Here is an 18,522-nt window from a genome sequence, read left to right as displayed (position 1 = left end):
GGCGCCTCGGGGTTCTTGAACTCCATGATGTCGGAACCCTGATACCGTTCCTTGGCGTACTGCAGGGCGTGCAGGTAGGCCATGGAGCCCGAGCCGACACCCTGCAGGCCCGTTCCGATCCGGGCCTCGTTCATCATCTGGAACATGACCTTCATGCCCTGCCGCTCCTCACCGAGAAGCTCTCCGTAACATTCGCCGTTGTCACCGAAATTTATCGTTCCCGTGGGGGCCCCGTGGAACCCCATTTTTTCCTCGATCTTTGCAATTTCATAATCGTTGCGCCCGCCCAGCGTCCCGTCATCGTTCACGAGAAACTTGGGGACGATGAAAATGGAGATGCCCTTCGTCCCGGGCGGGTCACCCTCGATGCGGGCCAGGACGGGATGGATGATGTTCTCCGTAAGGTCCTGGTCGAGACCGGTGATGAACGATTTCGTTCCCTGTATCCTGAAAGTCCCGTCAGGCTGCCGGAACGCCTTGGTGCTGAGGTTCCCCACGTCGGACCCCGCGTTCGGCTCGGTGAGACACATGGTCCCGCTCCACTCGCCGGTGACCATTTTCTCCATATATTTTTTCTTCTGTTCCTCCGTACCGTACGTGTCGATGAGATGGGCCGCTCCCTCGCCGAGAAAACCGAGAACGAGAAAACCGAGGTTGTGAATGAACCATTCCTTGGCGGCGATGGACATGATAAAGGGCAACCCCTGCCCCCCCGTTTCCGGGGATTGGCTCATGGAATTCCACCCGCCCTCACAGTACAGTTTGTAAAGACGGTGAAACACTTTGGGTACGGTTATTTCGCCCCCTTCGAGGATACAGCCCTCTCTGTCCGATTCAACCAGGACCGGGAAGAGCTCATCTGTCGCAAATTTCTGCGCTTCGTTCAGGATCATGGTAAGGACATCGCTCGAAAAATCGGCATATCGCTCGGATTCACACAGTTTTTCTATTTCCAGCATTTCAAAAAGAAAAAAGCGCTGGTCTCTTTCATCAATAAGCAGGTTAGCCATGTTATTTCTCCTTCTCTGCAAGCATTTTGTTCTTGATGTCTTCCCGGAGCTGCTTTTTCAGCACCTTGCCCACAGGGTTCCGGGGGATCAGCTCCACTACCTCCAGTCGTTCGGGCAGCTTGTAAATGGCAGCGCCCTTCTCTTTCATGAACGAGGTAATATCTTCCAGAACCATTTCCTGTCCCTCTCGCGGGACGGCGTATATGCAGACACGCTCTCCCAGGACGTCGTCGGGCATGGACACGGCCGCCACATCGGCAACTTTCGGATGCCCCAGGAGCATGTTCTCCACTTCCTGTGCGCTGATATTGAAACCACCCCGGATAATGATGTCCTTGGTGCGGTCAAAGAACCCCACGCAATCCCCCTCCTTGATCTGGAAGAGGTCGCCCGTTCTGAAGTACCCCTCGCTGTCAAAGGATTTCTCTGTAAGATCGGGGCGCTTATAGTAACAGGGAATGACATTGGGCCCTTTATACAGCAATTCTCCGATGCTGCCTACTTCCGTCAGCTCTTCGCCCGTGGACGGATCGATCAGCTTCGTCCGGACGAATCGCGTCACTTCCGCGTGCCATTTCGTTTCCGGTTTCCCATACTGCGGGAAATTATCGACACGCTTTTCCATGTCGGGAATATCGAACCGCCCGGAAACAAATCCGGTCCCTTCATTCTGTCCCCAGATATTGCCGAACTCGATATTCCAACGCCTTTTCAATTCCTGAACGGACCAGAGCGACGGCGGCGCCGAGCCGAGGGTGATGGCCCGCATCTTGCTGAGGTCAAACTCATCGACCCGGGGATGTTTCAGCAGCGCGTTGATAACGGCGGGGACCAGAAGGGTGTAGTTGATCTGCTCCATGATGAGCTGCATCACGAAGGTCGGTCCATCAAAGGGGTGATGGAGCACCAGTTTTCCGCCGATAATGAGCCAGGGGAAAAAGACCGTCCCGATGGAGGCCATGTTGACCAGGGGACCTGCCGTGATCAGGTTGTCACCCGGTTCTATCCCGGCGCACTGGATCTGGGCCATGGACTGGTTATACCAGTTATTGTGACTCATGGGACATCCCTTGGGCTGGGCTTCCGTTCCCGACGACCAGCACAGGGTGAGAACGTCGTTCGCATCGATCTTGACGGAGTCGAGCATGCCCGTCACGGGCCCATCCTTCAACTCCCTGATCTCCGCCAGCTTGATGATATGTTTCATCGAAGGTGTCTTCGACATGACATCCTCGGCCATTTTCCCGTGGTTGAAACCGTGAAAGTCATCAATCGTTATGAAGGCTTTTGCCTCGGTCATGCCGGCGATGTAAAGCGCTTCCGAATGCCGCCACTGCATGGGCATGGGAGAAATCAGGGCACCGGCACGGGTTATGGCGAGATAGAGCATGGCAAGTTCCCAGCAGTTGGGCAGCTGCACCATGACAACATCGTCCTTGCCGATACCCTTCCCGATGAGACCTTCAGCCGTGGCGTCCACGGCCCGTTCAAGCTCCCGGTAGGTGAGCCGCTCCGGTTCCAGCCCCAGAAGCGTCTGCTTGTTCATCGGATCGACAAGGCATTCCTTATCAGGGTCCGCGGCGACCTTTTCCTTGAAAAAATCAATAAAGGTCTTTGTGCCCCAGGCCCCCTGTTCGGTCCACTCACGAATCTGTTCCTGTGATGCTGCGATCATTCCGCTCCTCCTTCCACGGCCTCCCGGCCTCCGCCGAAAGCCGACACGTCCTCGAAGGCATTAAAAGACGTCCGGCTCAGGGGAAAAGGGATTCCGCCAACAGGTCCTTACGAGAACACTCCTTTTTCACTGAACTCATTGATCTGATCATCGCTGTAGCCAAGTTCCTGAAGCACCTCCCGGGTATGGGTCCCCGCCTGGACGCCGGCCTTTTCATATACCGGAGGTGTCCGCGAAAATTTAATGGGGTTCGCCAGCTGTCGTACCGTTCCTCCCCGGGGAAGCTCAAGCTCCACGATCAATCCCCGCTCCTTGACATGGGGGTCTTCCAGGGCTTCATCAAGGGTCAGGACCGGTTCCACGCAGGCATCGGTTTTCTTAAATATTTCCAGCCACTCGTCGAGCGGCCGGGACCGGAATATCTCCTGTATCTCCTTTTTAACAACATCGAGATCCTGGGGCGCCACGCCGCCGGCGATCAGTTCGGGACGGCCGATGGTCTCGCAGAAGGCTGCAAAGAACTGCGGCTCAAGGCCGCCGAAGCTGAGGTACCTGCCATCCTTCGTCTCGTAGAAATCATAGAGAGTACCGCCGTTGAGAAGAAACTCCTCCCTGCCCGGCGCCCTGTCACCTGCCAGGACACTGCACCCGACGAGCACGTTGAAAGCGATGCATCCGTCGGTCATTGAAACATCTATATATTGTCCCTCGCCGGTGGCATCACGATGGACCACTGCGGCGAGAAGACCGATGATCGTGTTATACGAACCTGAAGCCACATCGGCTATCTGCATCCCCATCAGCGCCGGACCCGTGCTTTTTCTTCCGGAGTAGGACATGAGGCCCGACCGCGACAGGTAATTGATATCATGACCAGCCCGTTCCTTCAGGGGGCTCGTCTGCCCGTATCCGCTGAGCGAACAGTAAATAAGGGCGGGATTGATGTCTTTCAGGGTTTGATAATCGAGTCCCAACTTTGCCATGACGCCCGGCCGGAATTGCTCCACCACAATGTCATAGTCCGCAAGCAGCTGGTGGACGATCTTCACCGCCCGTTCATCCTTCAGGTTCAGCGTCATGCAGCGTTTGCCGCGGCCGAGGAAGGCCGTGGCGAATGAGAGGTTCGTGTCGTCGAGATAGGGCGGTGCAAAGGCAGCCATATCGGGCCGTGACCCGGAAACGATCTTCAGAACATCGGCACCCATATCGGCCAGGCACATCGTGGCATAGGGACCGGGAAGCAGCGTCGTGAAATCGAGTATCTTCAAACCTTTGAGAGGACCTGCCATGCGTTATTCCCTCCTTTTATCCCGGGCATGGGCTTTTCAATCCCGCCGTTATTTCATTCCTACAACCCCATGAAGCGGGCGGCGATCTGTTTCATGATCTCGTTTGTTCCGGCGAAGATACGGGTCACCCTCACATCGCGCCAGGCCCGGGCGATGGGGTATTCTTCACAGTAACCGTACCCGCCGTGAAGCTGCAGACACTTGTCCGCCACTCGATTGGCCATATCGGTGATCCAGTACTTGGCCATGGAGACTTCCACCACTACGTTCTTGCCTTCCATATGTTCCGCAACGAGCTTGTCCAGGAAGGTCCTGCCCAGCTTGACCTCCGTGGCCATTTCGACGATCGTGAACTGGTTGGCCTGGAAACTGGAGATGGGTCGGCCGAAAGCAGTCCGTTCCTTGCAGTACTGGATGGTGACTTCCAGCATGTACTCGGCGGCTGCCACTCCTCCGATGGCCACCATGAGCCGTTCCTGCTGGAGCTTTTCCATAAGATGGAGAAACCCGGTGCCCTTCGCCCCGAGGCGGTTCGCCACGGGAACCCGGCAATCGGTGAAGTAGAGCTCGGCCGTATCCTGGCTGTGCCAGCCTATCTTTTCAATCTGCTTGCCTTTTTCGAACCCCGGCGTTCCTTCCTCCACTACGTAGAGATCGATCGCCTCGTAGGGATTTTTAATGTTCGGGTCCCGTGCGGCGAGAACGACGACACCGCAATTGATACCGTTACTGATAAAGGTTTTCTGACCGTTTATGATGACGTGGTCGCCGTCATCCACCGCCGTCGTCTTGATGGCGGCCAGGTCGCTTCCCGTATTCGGCTCCGTCATGGCCACGGCGGCGATGATGTCACCGGAAACGCACCCGGGCAGGTATTTCTTTTTAAGTTCCTCCGAACCATAGGCCGTAATATAGGGAACGACAACATCACTGTGCAGGGCTGTGCAGAGACCTGAATGATTGGTTCTCGACATCTCTTCGGTCATGATGACGGAGTACAGAAAATCGGCGCCGAGCCCGCCGTATTCCTCCGGTACATTCATGCAGAGAAATCCCTGCTCTCCCAGTTTTTTCCAGGCACTCCGGGGTGTGATCCCCTCTTTTTCCCATTCCTCTATATAAGGAATCACCTCTTTTTCGAGGTATTTCCGCACCGTATCCCTGAACATCCTGTGTTCTTCCGTGTATTGGATAATTTCCATGATCTCAATTCTCCTCACCTGAAAGGGCTTGTGCTCCGCCCCGCGGTGCGGCGGAGATTTCCGAAAGGAAAAACCCGGTCAAGGATTTTTTTCAAGAATTTTTTCCTGCCTGCGTAAAGGCAGCGACAAAAATGTATTTCAATGTCTCTTTCACCAGAGTTTTGTATTTCTTTTTCCCCACTTTGATCATCGGGCGAAATAATTCTTCCCCGGAAATGAAATTGTGCATCGAATTCATGACCGCCAGGATCGAGGCCATCGACTGAGGGAGATATTCCTTTCCCTGGTTGAGTCCCATGGAACGAACGATATCGATGGTAAACTCGGGAACCTTGAAATCGTGACTCGCCTCATATCGGGTCTTCGTAAAATAGCGGTAGAGGACAAGGTTCGATATCTCCGGATGGTCAAAGAGATATTCCGTCATGAAGTCAATGCCGATCGCCACGCGCTTTTCGAGAGGCTTCCCGTGTATCATTTCCTCCACTTCGATCAGCTTCTCCCGGAGATCGTTGTTGATGTCGATGATGACGGCCTCATAGAGATCCTTTTTTTCACCCCAGTGGTAGTGCAGCGTCGAGATATCTATCCCGACTTCCCGGGCGATCATTCTCATGGTGGTCCCATGAAAGCCGTACTCTCCGAAAGCCCGGCGGGCGGCCGCCAGGATTTTCCCTTTCATCGACTCTGGATCCTTCCGGGCCTTCTCAAGTATTGATTCCATTGCTTCCTTCCACTCGATGATTCCATCAAATGATGGATATCATTAGAAAAATCATGCACCTGATTCGCATCACCGGCTGCCGTGATTTACATGAACTTGCAGAGTATCGGATCAGGCTCGCCGTACACCGGTTGCGGCCTGCAGGGAGCCCGGCCGGGCATTGTGCCCGGCCGGGGGTTTCCTCACTAACCTTGGAGGATGGGACCAAGTTCTCCGAACATTTCGGGAACCTGATTGAACAGTTTGGGGTTTTCGAGACTGGTAATCTTGGCCCAGTTCTCCATAACGTCTTCCGGTGTCGGGATCTTCACGCCGTCTGAAAGGATGGCACCCGGTCCCGTCAGCATGGCCGACCTGCTGTAATATCCCAGAGCGGCATTGATAATGACTCCCGTATCCTGACACTGTTCCGCACACATGTAGAGAACAGCCGGAGTTACGAAATCGGGTTTGAGTCTTTCAAAGAAATCGGGGGGCAACACATCCTCTGTCAACCGCGAGGCGGCAACGGGAGCAAGAACGTTTACCTTGATATTATACTTGGCACCTTCAAGTTTCAGGGCATTCGTCAGGCCCACGATGCCGCACTTTGCTGCTGAATAGTTGGTCTGACCGAAGTTTCCGAATATCCCGGCACCCGATGTGGTCATCACGATACGCCCGTACCCGTTTTCCCGCATATTGATAAACGCGGGGCGCGTCACGCAATAGGCGCCCTTCAGGTGAACCGCCATGACGGCATCCCAGTTTTCTTCATCCATCTTGACAAACGATTTGTCTCTCAGGATACCGGCGTTGTTAATCAGTATATCCACCTTGCCGTAGTTATCGATGGCGGTCTTGACAATATTTTCACCACCTGCAACGGTTGCGACATTATCGTAATTGGGAACGGCTTCTCCGCCGGCAGCCTTGATTTCTTCAACCACCAGGTTGGCCGCCGAATCACTGGAACCCACACCGTCTCGTGAACCGCCCAGGTCGTTCACGACAACCTTTGCCCCTCTTTTTGCCAGTTCCAGCGCATGGCACTTACCCAGACCGGCGCCGGCACCGGTCACGATTGCTACTCTTCCCGTAAAATCGATTTTCGACATAATTCTCCCTCCTGGATTTCATGGCGGCCACCCGGCTTGATCAGCATCCCACCGGGCAGCCGCTTTTCTTGAGTTTCCGTCATCCTTTACTCGGCAATGCCGCTTCAAACTTGCCGGTTATTTTCACATCGCCGTCCTGGTCCTTCGCCAACAGATCACAGGTGATGATGTTCTCACCGTTCTCAACACGCTTATCCGTCACGGTACCGCTGACGGTGATCGTGCTGTTCTGCTGGGTCATCCCGGCAAAGCGGACACCGAACTTCTTCAGGTACTTCTGGGGAACCCATGAAGACACGGCCTGTCCCACGATCCCCATGACCAGCATTCCGTGGGATATGGCACCGTTCTTCATGCCCACCGCCTTGGCGAAGTCATCATCGGTGTGCAGGGGATTGAAGTCACCGGAGGCACCGGCATACATGACGAACTGCAGCTTCTGAAGAGGGCCTTTTACCAGTTCGGGCATCGCGTCGCCCACATTAACGTCTTCAAAAAAGATTTGTTCTGCCATGGTTATCCCCCTTATTTCCGTTCGATAAGAAGCGATCGGGCCTTGGCGACCTTCTCGCCCCGCTGATTGGTGTAAAGGACTTCCACGGTCACCAGGTCCATCTTCGAGCCTGATTTACTCGTTTTTTCCTCCATACTTATTATCTTCGGAGTACCGGAAATCACGTCTCCGGGGTAGATGGGCTGGTAGTACTCGTACTCTTCCTCACCGTGGAGCACCATCATGAAATTGATCTTCAGGTCGTTGATGATGTTGGGCATCTCGCCGGCCCACATCATGGGAACCGTCAGGAAGGTCGGCGGCGCGGGAGAATCCTTATACCCCGCTTCCACGGCTTTCTTCTTGTCCCGATACACCGGGTTCGGATCCCCGATGGCACCGACCATCTCTCTGATTTTTCCCCTCTCCACTTCCCATACGAGAGGAGAGTATTCGGTTCCGGTCTTAGACAGATCGGCCATAGTTCACCTCCTTTGTGAAATATACTGCATTCCTTACGCATCCTGTTTTCCGATGATGGCGATACTGCAGACGTTCATCATCGGGAAACCGCCCAGGTTATGGGTCAATCCAAATTTCGGGTCCTTCAGCTGCCGGTCACCCGCCCTGCCGTGAAGCTGCAAGTACATTTCATAGAGCATCCTGATGCCCGATGCACCGATGGGATGACCGAAGCATTTCAGGCCGCCGTCGACCTGGCAGGGAACTCCTCCTCCTTCACGATCATAGAAACCGTCCATGATATCCTTGGGGGCCTTTCCCCTCTCGGAGATATGGAGGTCTTCCATGGTCACCAACTCGGTGATGGAGAAGCAGTCATGTACTTCCATCATGCTGATCTCTTTCCGCGGATTCTTGATACCTGCTTCTTTATAAGCCTCTGCAGCCGCCCGGGTGGTAGTAACGAAATGCGCGCCGTCCCAGTCATAGGCCATCTCCGTACCACTGCTCAGAGAAAGCTGCAGGGCCTTGACGGTTACAATATCTTTCTTGCCGAGAGATTTGGCGATCTCCGGCGTGGTAACGATGGCAGCAGCCGAACCGTCGCTCACACCGCAGCAGTCAAACAACCCCAGGGGGAAGGCGATCATGGGGGAATTGAGCACCTGTTCCTCCGTGACGGCACGTCTGAGGTGTGCCTTGGGATTCAGGGCACCGTTGGCATGGCTCTTCACTGATATGTGCGCCATGGCCTTCTTCACGTCTTGGATGTCGATGCCGTAATGCGCCGCGTAGCCTGTGGCCAGCATGGCAAAGCAGCCGGGCGCCGTCGCGTTCGGGAACCACAGAAAGTTATAGGGACCCATGGCGCTGCTGAACTCGGGCAGTCCACCGTAACCGATATCCTTCAATTTCTCCACACCGATGGCCAGGGCGATATCAACAGCCCCGGAAGCAACTGCGTACACGGCACCCCTGAAGGCCTCCGTTCCGCTGGCGCAGAAGTTTTCAACGCGCGTCACCGAAATATTGGGAAGACGCAGAGCAAGGGACGCGGGAAGAGCGCTCTTGCCGATATCCACTTCATCAAAACAGCATCCCAGCCAGGCGGCGCCGATATCTTTCTTATCGATTCCGGCATCTTCCATACACTCCTGGTAGGATTCCACCAACAATTCCTCGGCACCGTCATTCCATCGCTCTCCAAATTTCGTGCAGCCCATGCCGATGATTGCTACTTTATCTCGTATTCCACTTGCCATGGTTCACCTCCTTATCCTTCCACCTGGGGAACTGCCTTCCAGAAGTAGCCGGTAAAGCCGCGTTCCTTGTCCTTGTTGCGTCTTCTGAAAGACATCTTCGCCGGCATGCCGACCTTGACCTGGGTCAGATCACAATCCGTAAAGTCGATGAATGTCCTGCCGCCACCTTCAAAACCCACCATTCCGTAAACCGACGGCGGATTCACCGATGCCGCCAGCATATCCCCCGTGTACATGAGGATCTTGGCTTTCTTGTCGGCGAATTCATATTCCGAAAAATCATTGATGCTGCCGCAATCCGGATTGACGCATATCGAGTTGCCCGGATACTGGGGTGTCTTGCACTTGTTGCACTTGAGGCCCACAAACCCGTACAGGGTCTTTCTCTTGCGCCAGAGCACCGTGAGCGAACTGGAAGGATTGGCTTCACCCCTGATCCCGAGGTCTGCTATGATCAGATCACGGAACTTGCTGAATTTCTGATAGCTGTCAAGGTTCGCCTTGCGCTCTAGGGAGCCTTTGAAACCAAGCCGCGGTTTCAGCTTTTTGATGTTCTTCGTAACTTCAAAGGCCAGAACATCACACCCCTGCCCGAAGCTTGCCAGAAGGATCTTGTCCCCCGGGTTCGCTTCCTCGAGAGCCGCCGCGAACATCAGGAAGCTATGGGCCGCTCCCGTATCACCGCAGACGGCGTGCAGGTTGTTCTGAACCTTCGCCGGGTCGACACCCAGCTTTTTCGCGATACCGCTGTGGGTCCCACCGAAATAGCAGGGGTAAATGACCTTGTTGAAGTCTTCTATTTTCATTCCCGTCTTTTTTAAGAATCCGGCGATCGCCTGGGGAATGATCTTTCCATATCCTTCATCCCTGACCCATCGTTCTTCCCAGCCATAGTCGAATTCCTTGTTCCAGCCACGGTAATGATCCACGAAATCGGCATTGAGCGAATAGCTGCCCTTGAACTCCGCGATGACATCTTTCTTCCCGAAGAGAAGCGCCGCGGCACCGTCGCCGTAGAACATTTCAAACATTGTTGCCATCTTGGTGCCCCGCTGATCCGCGGCCGTGACCAGTACGCTGTCCTTTTTGCCTGACTCGATCGCTTCCAGGGCCGCGATCGCCGCAGTTGTACCCGCTTTCATGCACGCCGTGAAGTCGGCGTTCATCGCTCCCTGTTCGGGTGCGTTCAGGGCCGTCGCAACGATGCCTGAGTTCAACCGGTCGGAAAAGGGAAGCGTCGTGCTCGCCAGATAAACCCCGTCAAGCGCCTTGCGATCCTTCCCAATCATGCAGTCATAGCCGGCCGCAACAGCCATGCTTACCGCATCTTCATCCCAGTTCGCCACCGCTTTCTCGCCCTGAGCAACGGCCATGATAACCGGAAAATACCAGGCCATATTCTGGACGACGAGCATTCTGTTCAGCCGGTACCGGGGAATGTAAGCCCCGTAGGATGTAATACCTACCATTCCACAACCTCCTTTCAATATAATTGCTGTTTTTTCTTAAACACCCATGATCGCAGCACCGTGATTTCCGCACGGATATATTCACCGCCGCATCGACCGCAAGACCAAACTGCGTGCAATCGATTACTGACCGGAGTGTTCTTACGTGAGCAGTTCCCGCTTCGCTGATACTTTTTGTATTGATTCAACCGAATGATGTGATGGTATGTACCGTGCCCAAACGGGTCATGCCATCACCCTATCCCACACTATGATTCCATCATTTGATGGATACCTCTTAAACAAAAAAAAATGGATTGTCAAGAAAAAGTTGCGACAAAAACGCACCGGTTCCGCCACAGAGGGTAATCCTTCGTAAGTGCTCAAAAATTAAAAAAATATATAAATTTCCATTGAAGAGTACAGCAAGGTGAATTATACTTTTTTTGCAAAAATCGAGGATCGGAAAGCCGGCACTCTCACGGCACATTCTCTCAGGGGAAGCCGAACATCCCGATATATAAAGCATTAATTCACAGTACAGAACAAAAAGGAGTGTTCCATGGATCAACAGGCATTGCGAACATTGACGTACGGCCTCTACATTGTTTCCTCCCGGAAGGATGATCGGTTCAACGGACAGGTGGTAAACACCGTTGTCCAGACAACGTCCAAACCTGTCACGATAGCGGTCAGCATCAACCGGGAAAACCTTACCCATGAATTCATTTCAGCGAGCGGCGTTTTCAGCGTGTCTGTTCTCTCCGAGGACGCGCCCCTGAAGCTTATCGGAAACTTCGGTTTCAAGTGCGGACGTGATGTCGACAAATTCGCAAGCTGTGATTTCAGGACCGGCGTGACGGGGGCACCGATCGTTCTCGACAACACGTTGGCCTGCCTCGAAGCACGCGTCATCGAGCAGGTCCAACTGAGCACCCATACCGTCTTCATCGGCGAGGTCGTCGAGGCCGAGGTCCTCCGGAAAGGTACACCAATGACCTATGCCTACTACCACCAGGTCAAAGGCGGCAAAACACCCGAAAAGGCGGCCACCTTCATAGAAGACAGCAAGGACAAAGTGAAAACGGCAGCCTTCCCCCGTTACATCTGCAGCGTGTGTGGGTATATATATGATCCGGCAAAGGGTGATCCCGACAACCACATCCCCCCCGGCACATCCTTCGAAGACCTTCCCGACGACTGGACCTGTCCGGTCTGCGGCGCTTCAAAGGACCAATTTGACAGGGAATGATTAAGACATATATTAATGAATAAGATACGACACCTCTCAGCGGCAGAAGAGGGAGGTACATTCGTAACAGCAGCAGCAGCGGCGGAGAAGATGCGAAATCAGAGCGATGACTGCAGGGAGAAAGGAGACGTACATGGGAAATCGGTTTGAAGCAGGCGATATACTTGAAATAGCCATGAGAATCGAAGAGAACGGAAGCAATTTTTACCGGTATGCCGTTCAGTTGGCACATGAAGAAGAGACGAAGAAGCTCTTTGAGCACCTGGCAAAAGAGGAGGAGAATCACAAGGCGGTATTCAAGGGGATGCTTTCGACATTAGAAGTTCATGACCTCCCTGAAAGCTATCCAGGCGAATACGCCTCGTACCTCCACAATTACGCCGACAACAATCTGATCTTTACAAAGGAAACGATGGACCGTGAACTGTCGGGTATCACCGACACCCTTTCGGCGATAGACTTTGCCATCCGCCGCGAACTTGACTCGATCCTCTACTATCACGAGATCAAGGGATTTGTTTCAAAGGAACAGCACAGTGCCATCGATGAGGTCATCAACGAGGAACGAAAGCATTTCAATCTGCTTTCAAAACTGAGAACCCGATACCAGTAAAGAGGAGGGGTTGCCATGACGGAAAGACTTCAGATTTACAAATGTGAAGTATGCGGCAACATTGTCGAAGTTCTCCATGAAGGGAAGGGAGAGCTTATCTGCTGCAATCAGCCCATGAAACTGTTCAAGGAAAATACCGTTGATGCGGCAAAGGAAAAACACGTCCCCGTGAAGGAACAGGCTGGAAACATGCTCAAGGCAAAGGTGGGAAGCGTCGCCCATCCCATGGAAGAAAAGCATTACATCGAATGGATCGAGGTCATCGTGGACGGCAAGACGTACCGGCAGTTCCTGAAACCGGGAGAGGCACCGGAGGCAGAGTTCTGCGTCACCGGTGACAACATGTCTGTCCGCGAGTATTGCAATATTCACGGTCTCTGGAAAAGCTGATGGGCCGGTGGCGCCTGTTCGGCAGGAATTGACGGTCCTTCCCTCGTTTGGCGGTTCCTTACGGCTGAGCAACGGGCGGAGAAGCACCGTCATCATAATAGAGTATGGGGACCCATCCCCTACAACAGACATCCGACGGAGGATATGCGAATGAACCTGGCTGAATATTTCGATAAGGTAAAGGGATTCGGGATCATGGCAACGGCGGACGCCGAGGGAAGGGTAAATGTGGCGGCCCTCTCGAGGCCGACGGTGATGGAAGACGGAACTGTTGCGTTCATCATGGCAGGCCACCTGACCCACCACAACCTGCAGTCAAATTCCCACGCGGCATACTTTTTTACGGAACGAGGAGCCGGGTACGGGGGAAAACGTCTGTACCTGACGAAGGTCAGGGAAGAAGAGAACAACATGGAACTGATCGAACCGATCAGGAAGAAACGATACCCCATATTCACCACGAAGTATGATAATGAGTCGAAATACATCGTATTCTTCACGGTCGACAAGGTCCTGCCACTCGTTTCCGACGGCGTTCTGAAACCCGACGCCGTCGTTGATAAGTAATGCCTGATGTCCGGGCGGTGACGGAAGGAGAAAGGGCGTCATGAAAGAACAGATTGACCGGTCCATGCGGATGCTGTCACAGGCCCTCGAAATGGAAGAAAAAGGAAGGGCCTTTTACGAAAAGGCCGCTGCAGCCTGCCGGAGCGAGCCGGGAAAGGAAATATTCCTGACGCTCATGGAAGATGAAGTGGTTCACATGAAGCGCATCAAAGCAATATATGAATCGCTCGGTGGCCGCCGGGCCTGGACCGGCGATTGGAAGACCTACGCCATCGGTCACAGCGGGCTCACGACGATATTCAGGGAAATGGCGCGCCGTTATGGTGCGGACATACAGGCCGATGCCGGCGATATCGAGGCCCTTGACATCGGCATCGACTTTGAAAAAAAATCGATCGACCACTACCGGAAGCATGTATCCACGGCGTCGGACAAGCTGGAAAAAGCCTTCATCGAACAGATGATCGCCGAGGAAAGGGACCATTTTGCTGCTCTCAGTGACATGAAACTCTACCTCTCCGATCCTGCTTCGTGGCTCAGAGAAAGAGAACACGGCGGTCTCGACGGTGGTTGATGCAACTTCCGTTCAAAAAGATCGGCACCCAGGAGAAAGACGATGATCAGGAAAGGCATGCTGGCCGTAATGGCCCTGTGCATAATGATTCTTTTCACAGCCGCTCCGGCTGCTTCCGGCCCACCGGCACCGGGAGATGATTTTCCGGACATTCCTCTTAAGATGCCGGAAAGCAGGGAACACCGCGATTACCTCGGATTAAAGGGGGGAAAGACCTTTTCCATGGGCGACATCAAGGCCCGGGTCGTCATCGTTGAGGTCCTCAGCATGTACTGTCCCCACTGCCAGCGGGAAGCACCCCGGGTCAGTGAGCTTTTCAGAATGATAGAAGGCGATGCCTCCTCCAGGGGAAAGGTCAAGCTGATCGGCATCGCCGCGGGAAACTCGGCCTTTGAAGCGGATATTTTCCGGAAAAAATACGGTATCCCCTTCCCGCTGATCGACGACGGTGATTTTACCCTGCACAAATCACTGGGCGAGGTCAGAACACCCTATTTCTTCGGTGTCGTCGTCGGAGAAAACACACCCCGGGTAGTCTATTCAAAACTGGGGGGGTTCGAAAACCCGAAAGAGTTTCTAAGTGAGATCATGAAGAACGCGGGGCTATGAGGAGGTATCCCATGAGATCAAGGTACACCGCGGCAGGCTGTGCCGGAGTGCTGATCCTTCTCTTCATCAGCGCCCCTGCTTTCGGACTGTCCGACGTCTTTAAAAAGAACACCTATAATCCAGGGAGATTGACACCCGTGGACAGCGTCCTGAAGGTGGCCGTGGGAGACCGGGCACCTGATTTCACACTGCCGTCTATCCATCACGGGACGGTCAGGCTCAGTGATTTCCGGGGAAAGAAAAACGTGGTCCTGTCATTCATCCCCGCCGCGTGGACCCCTGTCTGTTCGGACCAGTGGCCGGGGTACAATATCGTGCAGCAACTCTTCGAAGAGAACGACGCCGTCCTGCTCGGCATTTCGGAAGACAACATACCCAGCCTCTACGCATGGACGAACCAGATGGGTGACCTCTGGTTTCCCGTGCTGTCCGATTTCTGGCCCCACGGTGAGGTGGCGGGAACATACGGGATCCTCAGGTCGGACGGAACGGCGGAACGTGCCATTATCATTATCGATAAAGAAGGGGTTATCCGTTACATAGACGTCCATGATGTCAACGAGCGCCCATCGCTGGAATCCATTATCGGGGCACTGGAAACGCTGAAAGAGTGAAGGACAAGGCGGGCGAACGATGGCATCCTTCCGGGGAACACAGAGAGAACTCGGTGACACACTTGACCGCCTGTACAGGAAATACAACCGGCGGGTGCATGTCCATCCCGACCCGGTGGAATATCTCTATCACTATGAGCGCGTCGAGGACCGGGAGATCGCGGGGATGATCGCCTCATCGCTCGCTTACGGAAGGGTGGCCCAGATATGTTGCAGCGTTTCCCGCGTCCTTGAGAAAATGAACCCCTCGCCGGCCCGATTTCTCGAAGAAGCCGACCATGAAGCGCTCAGGGCGGCTGTATCGGACTTCAAGCATCGGTTCACGACGGCAACGGACATGGCGGAGCTGCTGATCGGCATGAAAGAGTTTCTCCACCACCATGGTTCTTTCCATACGTTCTTCAGTAAAACCATGGATGGCGTGGGTAAAGAAGGCACGGTACTTCCTTCCCTGTGTGTTTTTGTGGAGGAGTTACGGGCAGGATCACGGATCGGGAAAAACAGTCTCCTTCCCGACCCGCGTCGCGGGAGCGCCTGCAAGCGGCTCAATCTCTTCCTGCGGTGGATGGTGCGCAGGGACAGGGTCGATCCCGGCGGCTGGCACGACATATCGCCGTCACGGCTCATCGTGCCCCTCGACACGCATATGCACCGGCTCTGTCTCGACCTGGGACTGACAACACGCGTCCAGGCGGACATGAAAACGGCCCTCGAGGTGACTGAGGCGTTCCGGCGTATTACTCCCGGTGATCCTGCCAGGTTCGATTTCGCCCTTACCCGCCTGGGTATGCGGAAAGAGATCGAGTTTCTCTGGAAAACCGACCGGGACAGCTGTTCGCGAACAGACATACCCGGTGCGCGTTACTGACAATTTTTTGTGAGGACACTATGCTGGACAAATGGAAGATATTCTGGGGGGTGCTGCTGCTGACCCTCTCCGTCGTTTTTTATGTGATACATTTCATGATCTTTCGCGATCCCCACCACCTCTTCATATTCCTTGTGGGAGATATCGCCTTTGTCTTTGTCGAGGTCATGCTGGTTACCATGATCATCCACGAACTCCTGAACTACCGGGAGAAACACGCGATGATGTACAAACTGAACATGGTCATCGGCGCTTTCTTCAGCGAAGTCGGCACTGAACTGCTTCGTCTCTTCTCGGACTTCGACCTCAACGCGGAGAGGATGCACCGGAATCTCATGGCCTGCCATGACTGGTCTCCAAAGGCCTTCGGCGCCGCCGGCAGGCAGTGCAGGGAATACAACTACGACATTGACAGCCAGCGGGGAAATCTTGAAGAGTTGCGCGATTTTCTGATCGAAAAGCGGTACTTTCTGATCAATCTGCTCCAGAACCCCAATCTTCTGGAACACGACACCTTCTCGGACCTGCTCTGGGCCGTCTTCCATCTGGCGGAGGAACTGGAAAAGAGAACCGATATCGAAGAACTTTCCGCGGCCGATGTAAAACACCTTTCGATCGATATCAAGAGGGCTTACTCGCTTCTCACTTCTGAATGGCTCGACTACATGCGGCACCTCAAACAGGATTATCCCTATCTCTTTTCCCTCGCCATGAGAACGAACCCTTTCAATCCGGAAGCAAAAGTGGAGATAAGCGACGCGTCATGACAGCCCTCATTGATTCCTTTCTCGACAATCCAGTGGCCTATCTCCAGGGTTCTTATATCCTGGCCTTTGTCATCGTCTATCTGAGCGGCATCCTGACAAGCTTCACTCCCTGCGTGTACCCGCTCATTCCCGTCACCGTCGCCTACATCGGCGCCCGGGGAAGCGAAACGAAAGGAAAGGCCTTCGCCCTTTCCGTCGTGTATGTGCTCGGCATGGCCATGACCTACACGGCCCTGGGCGGCTTCGCGGCCCTGACAGGCAGACTTTTCGGCCTCATGCTGAACAACGCCTGGCTCTACTTCGGCCTGGCGAACGTATTTCTTTTGATGGGGCTTTCCATGCTGGGTCTCTTTTCCCTGTCGCTGCCGCTGCCGCAGTCACTGGCCCGCTTCAGGCCGGGAGGTAAAAAGGGAGGCTTTATGGCCGGTTTTCTGATCGGTGCCGTTTCGGCCCTTGTCATCGGTCCCTGCACGGCACCGGTCCTGGCCGTTCTGCTTGGTCTCATTGCCGCCGGCGGGAGTGTGCTGCTCGGCATGCTGCTGATGTTCGTCTTCGCCTTCGGCATGGGGACCCTTCTGATCGTCATCGGAACATTCACCAGGGTTCTGGCGGGACTGCCGAAATCGGGACTCTGGATGAAACGGATCAACCAGGTATTCGGCTGGCTCATGATCGGCATGGGAGAATACCTCCTGATCAGGGCCGGTATGCTCTTCATATAGGAGAACGCTATGAATGATCTCTCAGGGACTATGATACCCGTCGTTGCGGTTATGCTGGTGTCGGTCCTCCTGGCGGCCCCGCTTCAGGCCCAGGACAGATGGACACAGATATGGAAACAGAGCATCGAGGTCCCGGCCCCGGACTTCACCCTTACCGATCTCGAGGGAAAAACAGTCAGGCTCTCGGATTACCATGGACAGGTCGTGCTTCTCCAGTTCACGAACACCACCTGTCCACACTGCCGGGCCATCATTCCCTATCTCAAGGAACTATACGCCACCTATAAGAACGAGGGACTGGTGCTTCTCGCAATCGATATCCAGGAGACCCCCGAACGTGTCAGCGCCTATGCCGGGAAATACGAGCTCCCCTACCCCGTGCTGCTCGACAGGGATGCCGCGGTGGCACTCTCATACGGCATCGTTGGCATTCCCAATCTCGTTCTTATCAACCGCGACGGTGTCATCATGTGCCGGCAGTGCCGGTCCATCGATATCCTGCTGGATACCCTGCTGAAAAAGGGGGATTGACCGCAACCGTTCAAATACCCCTTTCTTTCATTCCGGTAATCGTATGTACCAATTTTGTCATTCCGGAACCCGCGTCACTTTCCACTTTTAGTCATTCCGGAATCCGCGCCACCTTTCACTTCTTGTCATTCCGGAATCCGTGTCATTTCCACTTTCTGTCATTCCGGAATCCGCGTCATTTCCACTTTCTGTCATTCCGGAATCCGCGTCAGCGGATATCCGGAATCCAGCTTTTTCATATATTGTCAGTGATGGATCCCTTTTGAAGCGGCCATTGAAACGTTTTTGTCATACATCTCGGCGAAGCGGAGGATAAGCGATCTCAGCTGTTTGAGCCGGAGGCGAGTTTTGAG

Annotated in this window: 21 protein-coding genes; 11 read left to right on the top strand and 10 right to left on the bottom strand. The window is 54.2% G+C overall.

Annotated elements, in window-relative coordinates; translation table 11 throughout:
- The 10 genes from JXO48_11915 to JXO48_11870 form a co-directional block, all read right to left on the bottom strand.
- Nucleotides 1-1,010: acyl-CoA dehydrogenase (locus JXO48_11915; GenBank protein MBN2284587.1), on the bottom strand; the 1,010-nt coding region annotated here is incomplete at its 3' end.
- Between the two features lies 1 nt (nt 1,011).
- On the bottom strand, nt 1,012-2,685 hold the full coding sequence (locus JXO48_11910) for an acyl--CoA ligase (protein ID MBN2284586.1): 1,674 nt from the start codon (nt 2,683-2,685) through the stop codon (nt 1,012-1,014).
- A 107-nt stretch (nt 2,686-2,792) separates the two neighbouring features.
- The gene (locus tag JXO48_11905) at nt 2,793-3,974 is read right to left on the bottom strand and encodes a CoA transferase (GenBank protein MBN2284585.1); all 1,182 of its coding nucleotides are present in this window, start codon (nt 3,972-3,974) and stop codon (nt 2,793-2,795) included.
- 59 nt (nt 3,975-4,033) lie between these two features.
- A complete protein-coding gene (locus JXO48_11900) occupies nt 4,034-5,176 on the bottom strand; it encodes an acyl-CoA dehydrogenase family protein (GenBank protein MBN2284584.1) in 1,143 nt (380 codons plus the stop codon).
- A 91-nt stretch (nt 5,177-5,267) separates the two neighbouring features.
- Nucleotides 5,268-5,858: a TetR/AcrR family transcriptional regulator gene (locus tag JXO48_11895; protein ID MBN2284583.1), complete on the bottom strand. Its 591-nt coding sequence runs from the start codon at nt 5,856-5,858 to the stop codon at nt 5,268-5,270.
- 227 nt (nt 5,859-6,085) lie between these two features.
- Entirely contained in the window at nt 6,086-6,997 is a 912-nt protein-coding gene (locus tag JXO48_11890; protein ID MBN2284582.1) for an SDR family oxidoreductase, read from the bottom strand.
- Nucleotides 6,998-7,076: 79 nt separating this feature from the next.
- Nucleotides 7,077-7,511, bottom strand: coding sequence for a dehydratase (locus JXO48_11885; protein ID MBN2284581.1), 435 nt, complete (start codon nt 7,509-7,511; stop codon nt 7,077-7,079).
- An 11-nt stretch (nt 7,512-7,522) separates the two neighbouring features.
- Entirely contained in the window at nt 7,523-7,972 is a 450-nt protein-coding gene (locus JXO48_11880; GenBank protein MBN2284580.1) for a MaoC family dehydratase N-terminal domain-containing protein, read from the bottom strand.
- Nucleotides 7,973-8,005: 33 nt separating this feature from the next.
- Nucleotides 8,006-9,214 carry an acetyl-CoA acetyltransferase gene (locus JXO48_11875; GenBank protein ID MBN2284579.1) on the bottom strand — a complete coding sequence of 403 codons (1,209 nt, stop codon included), beginning with the start codon at nt 9,212-9,214 and terminating at the stop codon, nt 8,006-8,008.
- Between the two features lie 11 nt (nt 9,215-9,225).
- Nucleotides 9,226-10,683 (bottom strand): OB-fold domain-containing protein, encoded by a 1,458-nt coding sequence (locus JXO48_11870; protein MBN2284578.1) that lies wholly within the window; start codon nt 10,681-10,683, stop codon nt 9,226-9,228.
- A 541-nt stretch (nt 10,684-11,224) separates the two neighbouring features.
- Here JXO48_11870 and JXO48_11865 point away from each other — a divergent pair.
- The 11 genes from JXO48_11865 to JXO48_11815 all read left to right on the top strand — a co-directional run bounded on the left by JXO48_11865 (nt 11,225) and on the right by JXO48_11815 (nt 18,169).
- Nucleotides 11,225-11,914 carry a rubredoxin gene (locus JXO48_11865; GenBank protein ID MBN2284577.1) on the top strand — a complete coding sequence of 230 codons (690 nt, stop codon included), beginning with the start codon at nt 11,225-11,227 and terminating at the stop codon, nt 11,912-11,914.
- A gap of 133 nt (nt 11,915-12,047) precedes the next feature.
- The gene (locus JXO48_11860; GenBank protein MBN2284576.1) at nt 12,048-12,527 is read left to right on the top strand and encodes a ferritin family protein; all 480 of its coding nucleotides are present in this window, start codon (nt 12,048-12,050) and stop codon (nt 12,525-12,527) included.
- Nucleotides 12,528-12,542: 15 nt separating this feature from the next.
- A complete protein-coding gene (locus JXO48_11855) occupies nt 12,543-12,917 on the top strand; it encodes a desulfoferrodoxin (GenBank protein MBN2284575.1) in 375 nt (124 codons plus the stop codon).
- 150 nt (nt 12,918-13,067) lie between these two features.
- The gene (locus JXO48_11850) at nt 13,068-13,484 is read left to right on the top strand and encodes a pyridoxamine 5'-phosphate oxidase family protein (GenBank protein MBN2284574.1); all 417 of its coding nucleotides are present in this window, start codon (nt 13,068-13,070) and stop codon (nt 13,482-13,484) included.
- 40 nt (nt 13,485-13,524) lie between these two features.
- Nucleotides 13,525-14,058, top strand: a complete 534-nt coding sequence (locus JXO48_11845) for a ferritin family protein (GenBank protein MBN2284573.1) — start codon at nt 13,525-13,527, stop codon at nt 14,056-14,058.
- An 84-nt stretch (nt 14,059-14,142) separates the two neighbouring features.
- Entirely contained in the window at nt 14,143-14,667 is a 525-nt protein-coding gene (locus JXO48_11840) for a TlpA family protein disulfide reductase (GenBank protein MBN2284572.1), read from the top strand.
- 11 nt (nt 14,668-14,678) lie between these two features.
- Nucleotides 14,679-15,281, top strand: coding sequence for a peroxiredoxin (locus JXO48_11835; GenBank protein ID MBN2284571.1), 603 nt, complete (start codon nt 14,679-14,681; stop codon nt 15,279-15,281).
- A 19-nt stretch (nt 15,282-15,300) separates the two neighbouring features.
- Nucleotides 15,301-16,149 carry a TIGR02757 family protein gene (locus tag JXO48_11830; protein ID MBN2284570.1) on the top strand — a complete coding sequence of 283 codons (849 nt, stop codon included), beginning with the start codon at nt 15,301-15,303 and terminating at the stop codon, nt 16,147-16,149.
- A 20-nt stretch (nt 16,150-16,169) separates the two neighbouring features.
- Nucleotides 16,170-16,916, top strand: coding sequence for a hypothetical protein (locus JXO48_11825; GenBank protein ID MBN2284569.1), 747 nt, complete (start codon nt 16,170-16,172; stop codon nt 16,914-16,916).
- The gene (locus JXO48_11820) at nt 16,913-17,638 is read left to right on the top strand and encodes a sulfite exporter TauE/SafE family protein (GenBank protein MBN2284568.1); all 726 of its coding nucleotides are present in this window, start codon (nt 16,913-16,915) and stop codon (nt 17,636-17,638) included. The genes JXO48_11825 and JXO48_11820 overlap by 4 nt, the downstream gene beginning before the upstream one ends.
- A 9-nt stretch (nt 17,639-17,647) precedes the next feature.
- Entirely contained in the window at nt 17,648-18,169 is a 522-nt protein-coding gene (locus tag JXO48_11815) for a TlpA family protein disulfide reductase (GenBank protein MBN2284567.1), read from the top strand.
- Nucleotides 18,170-18,522 lie beyond the last annotated feature (353 nt).

The organism is Deltaproteobacteria bacterium, from assembly GCA_016933965.1.
GTDB lineage: Bacteria > Desulfobacterota > Syntrophia > Syntrophales > UBA2210 > JAFGTS01.
Note: the sequence above shows the minus strand (reverse complement) of the source record. Positions and strands in the feature narration are given on the sequence as shown.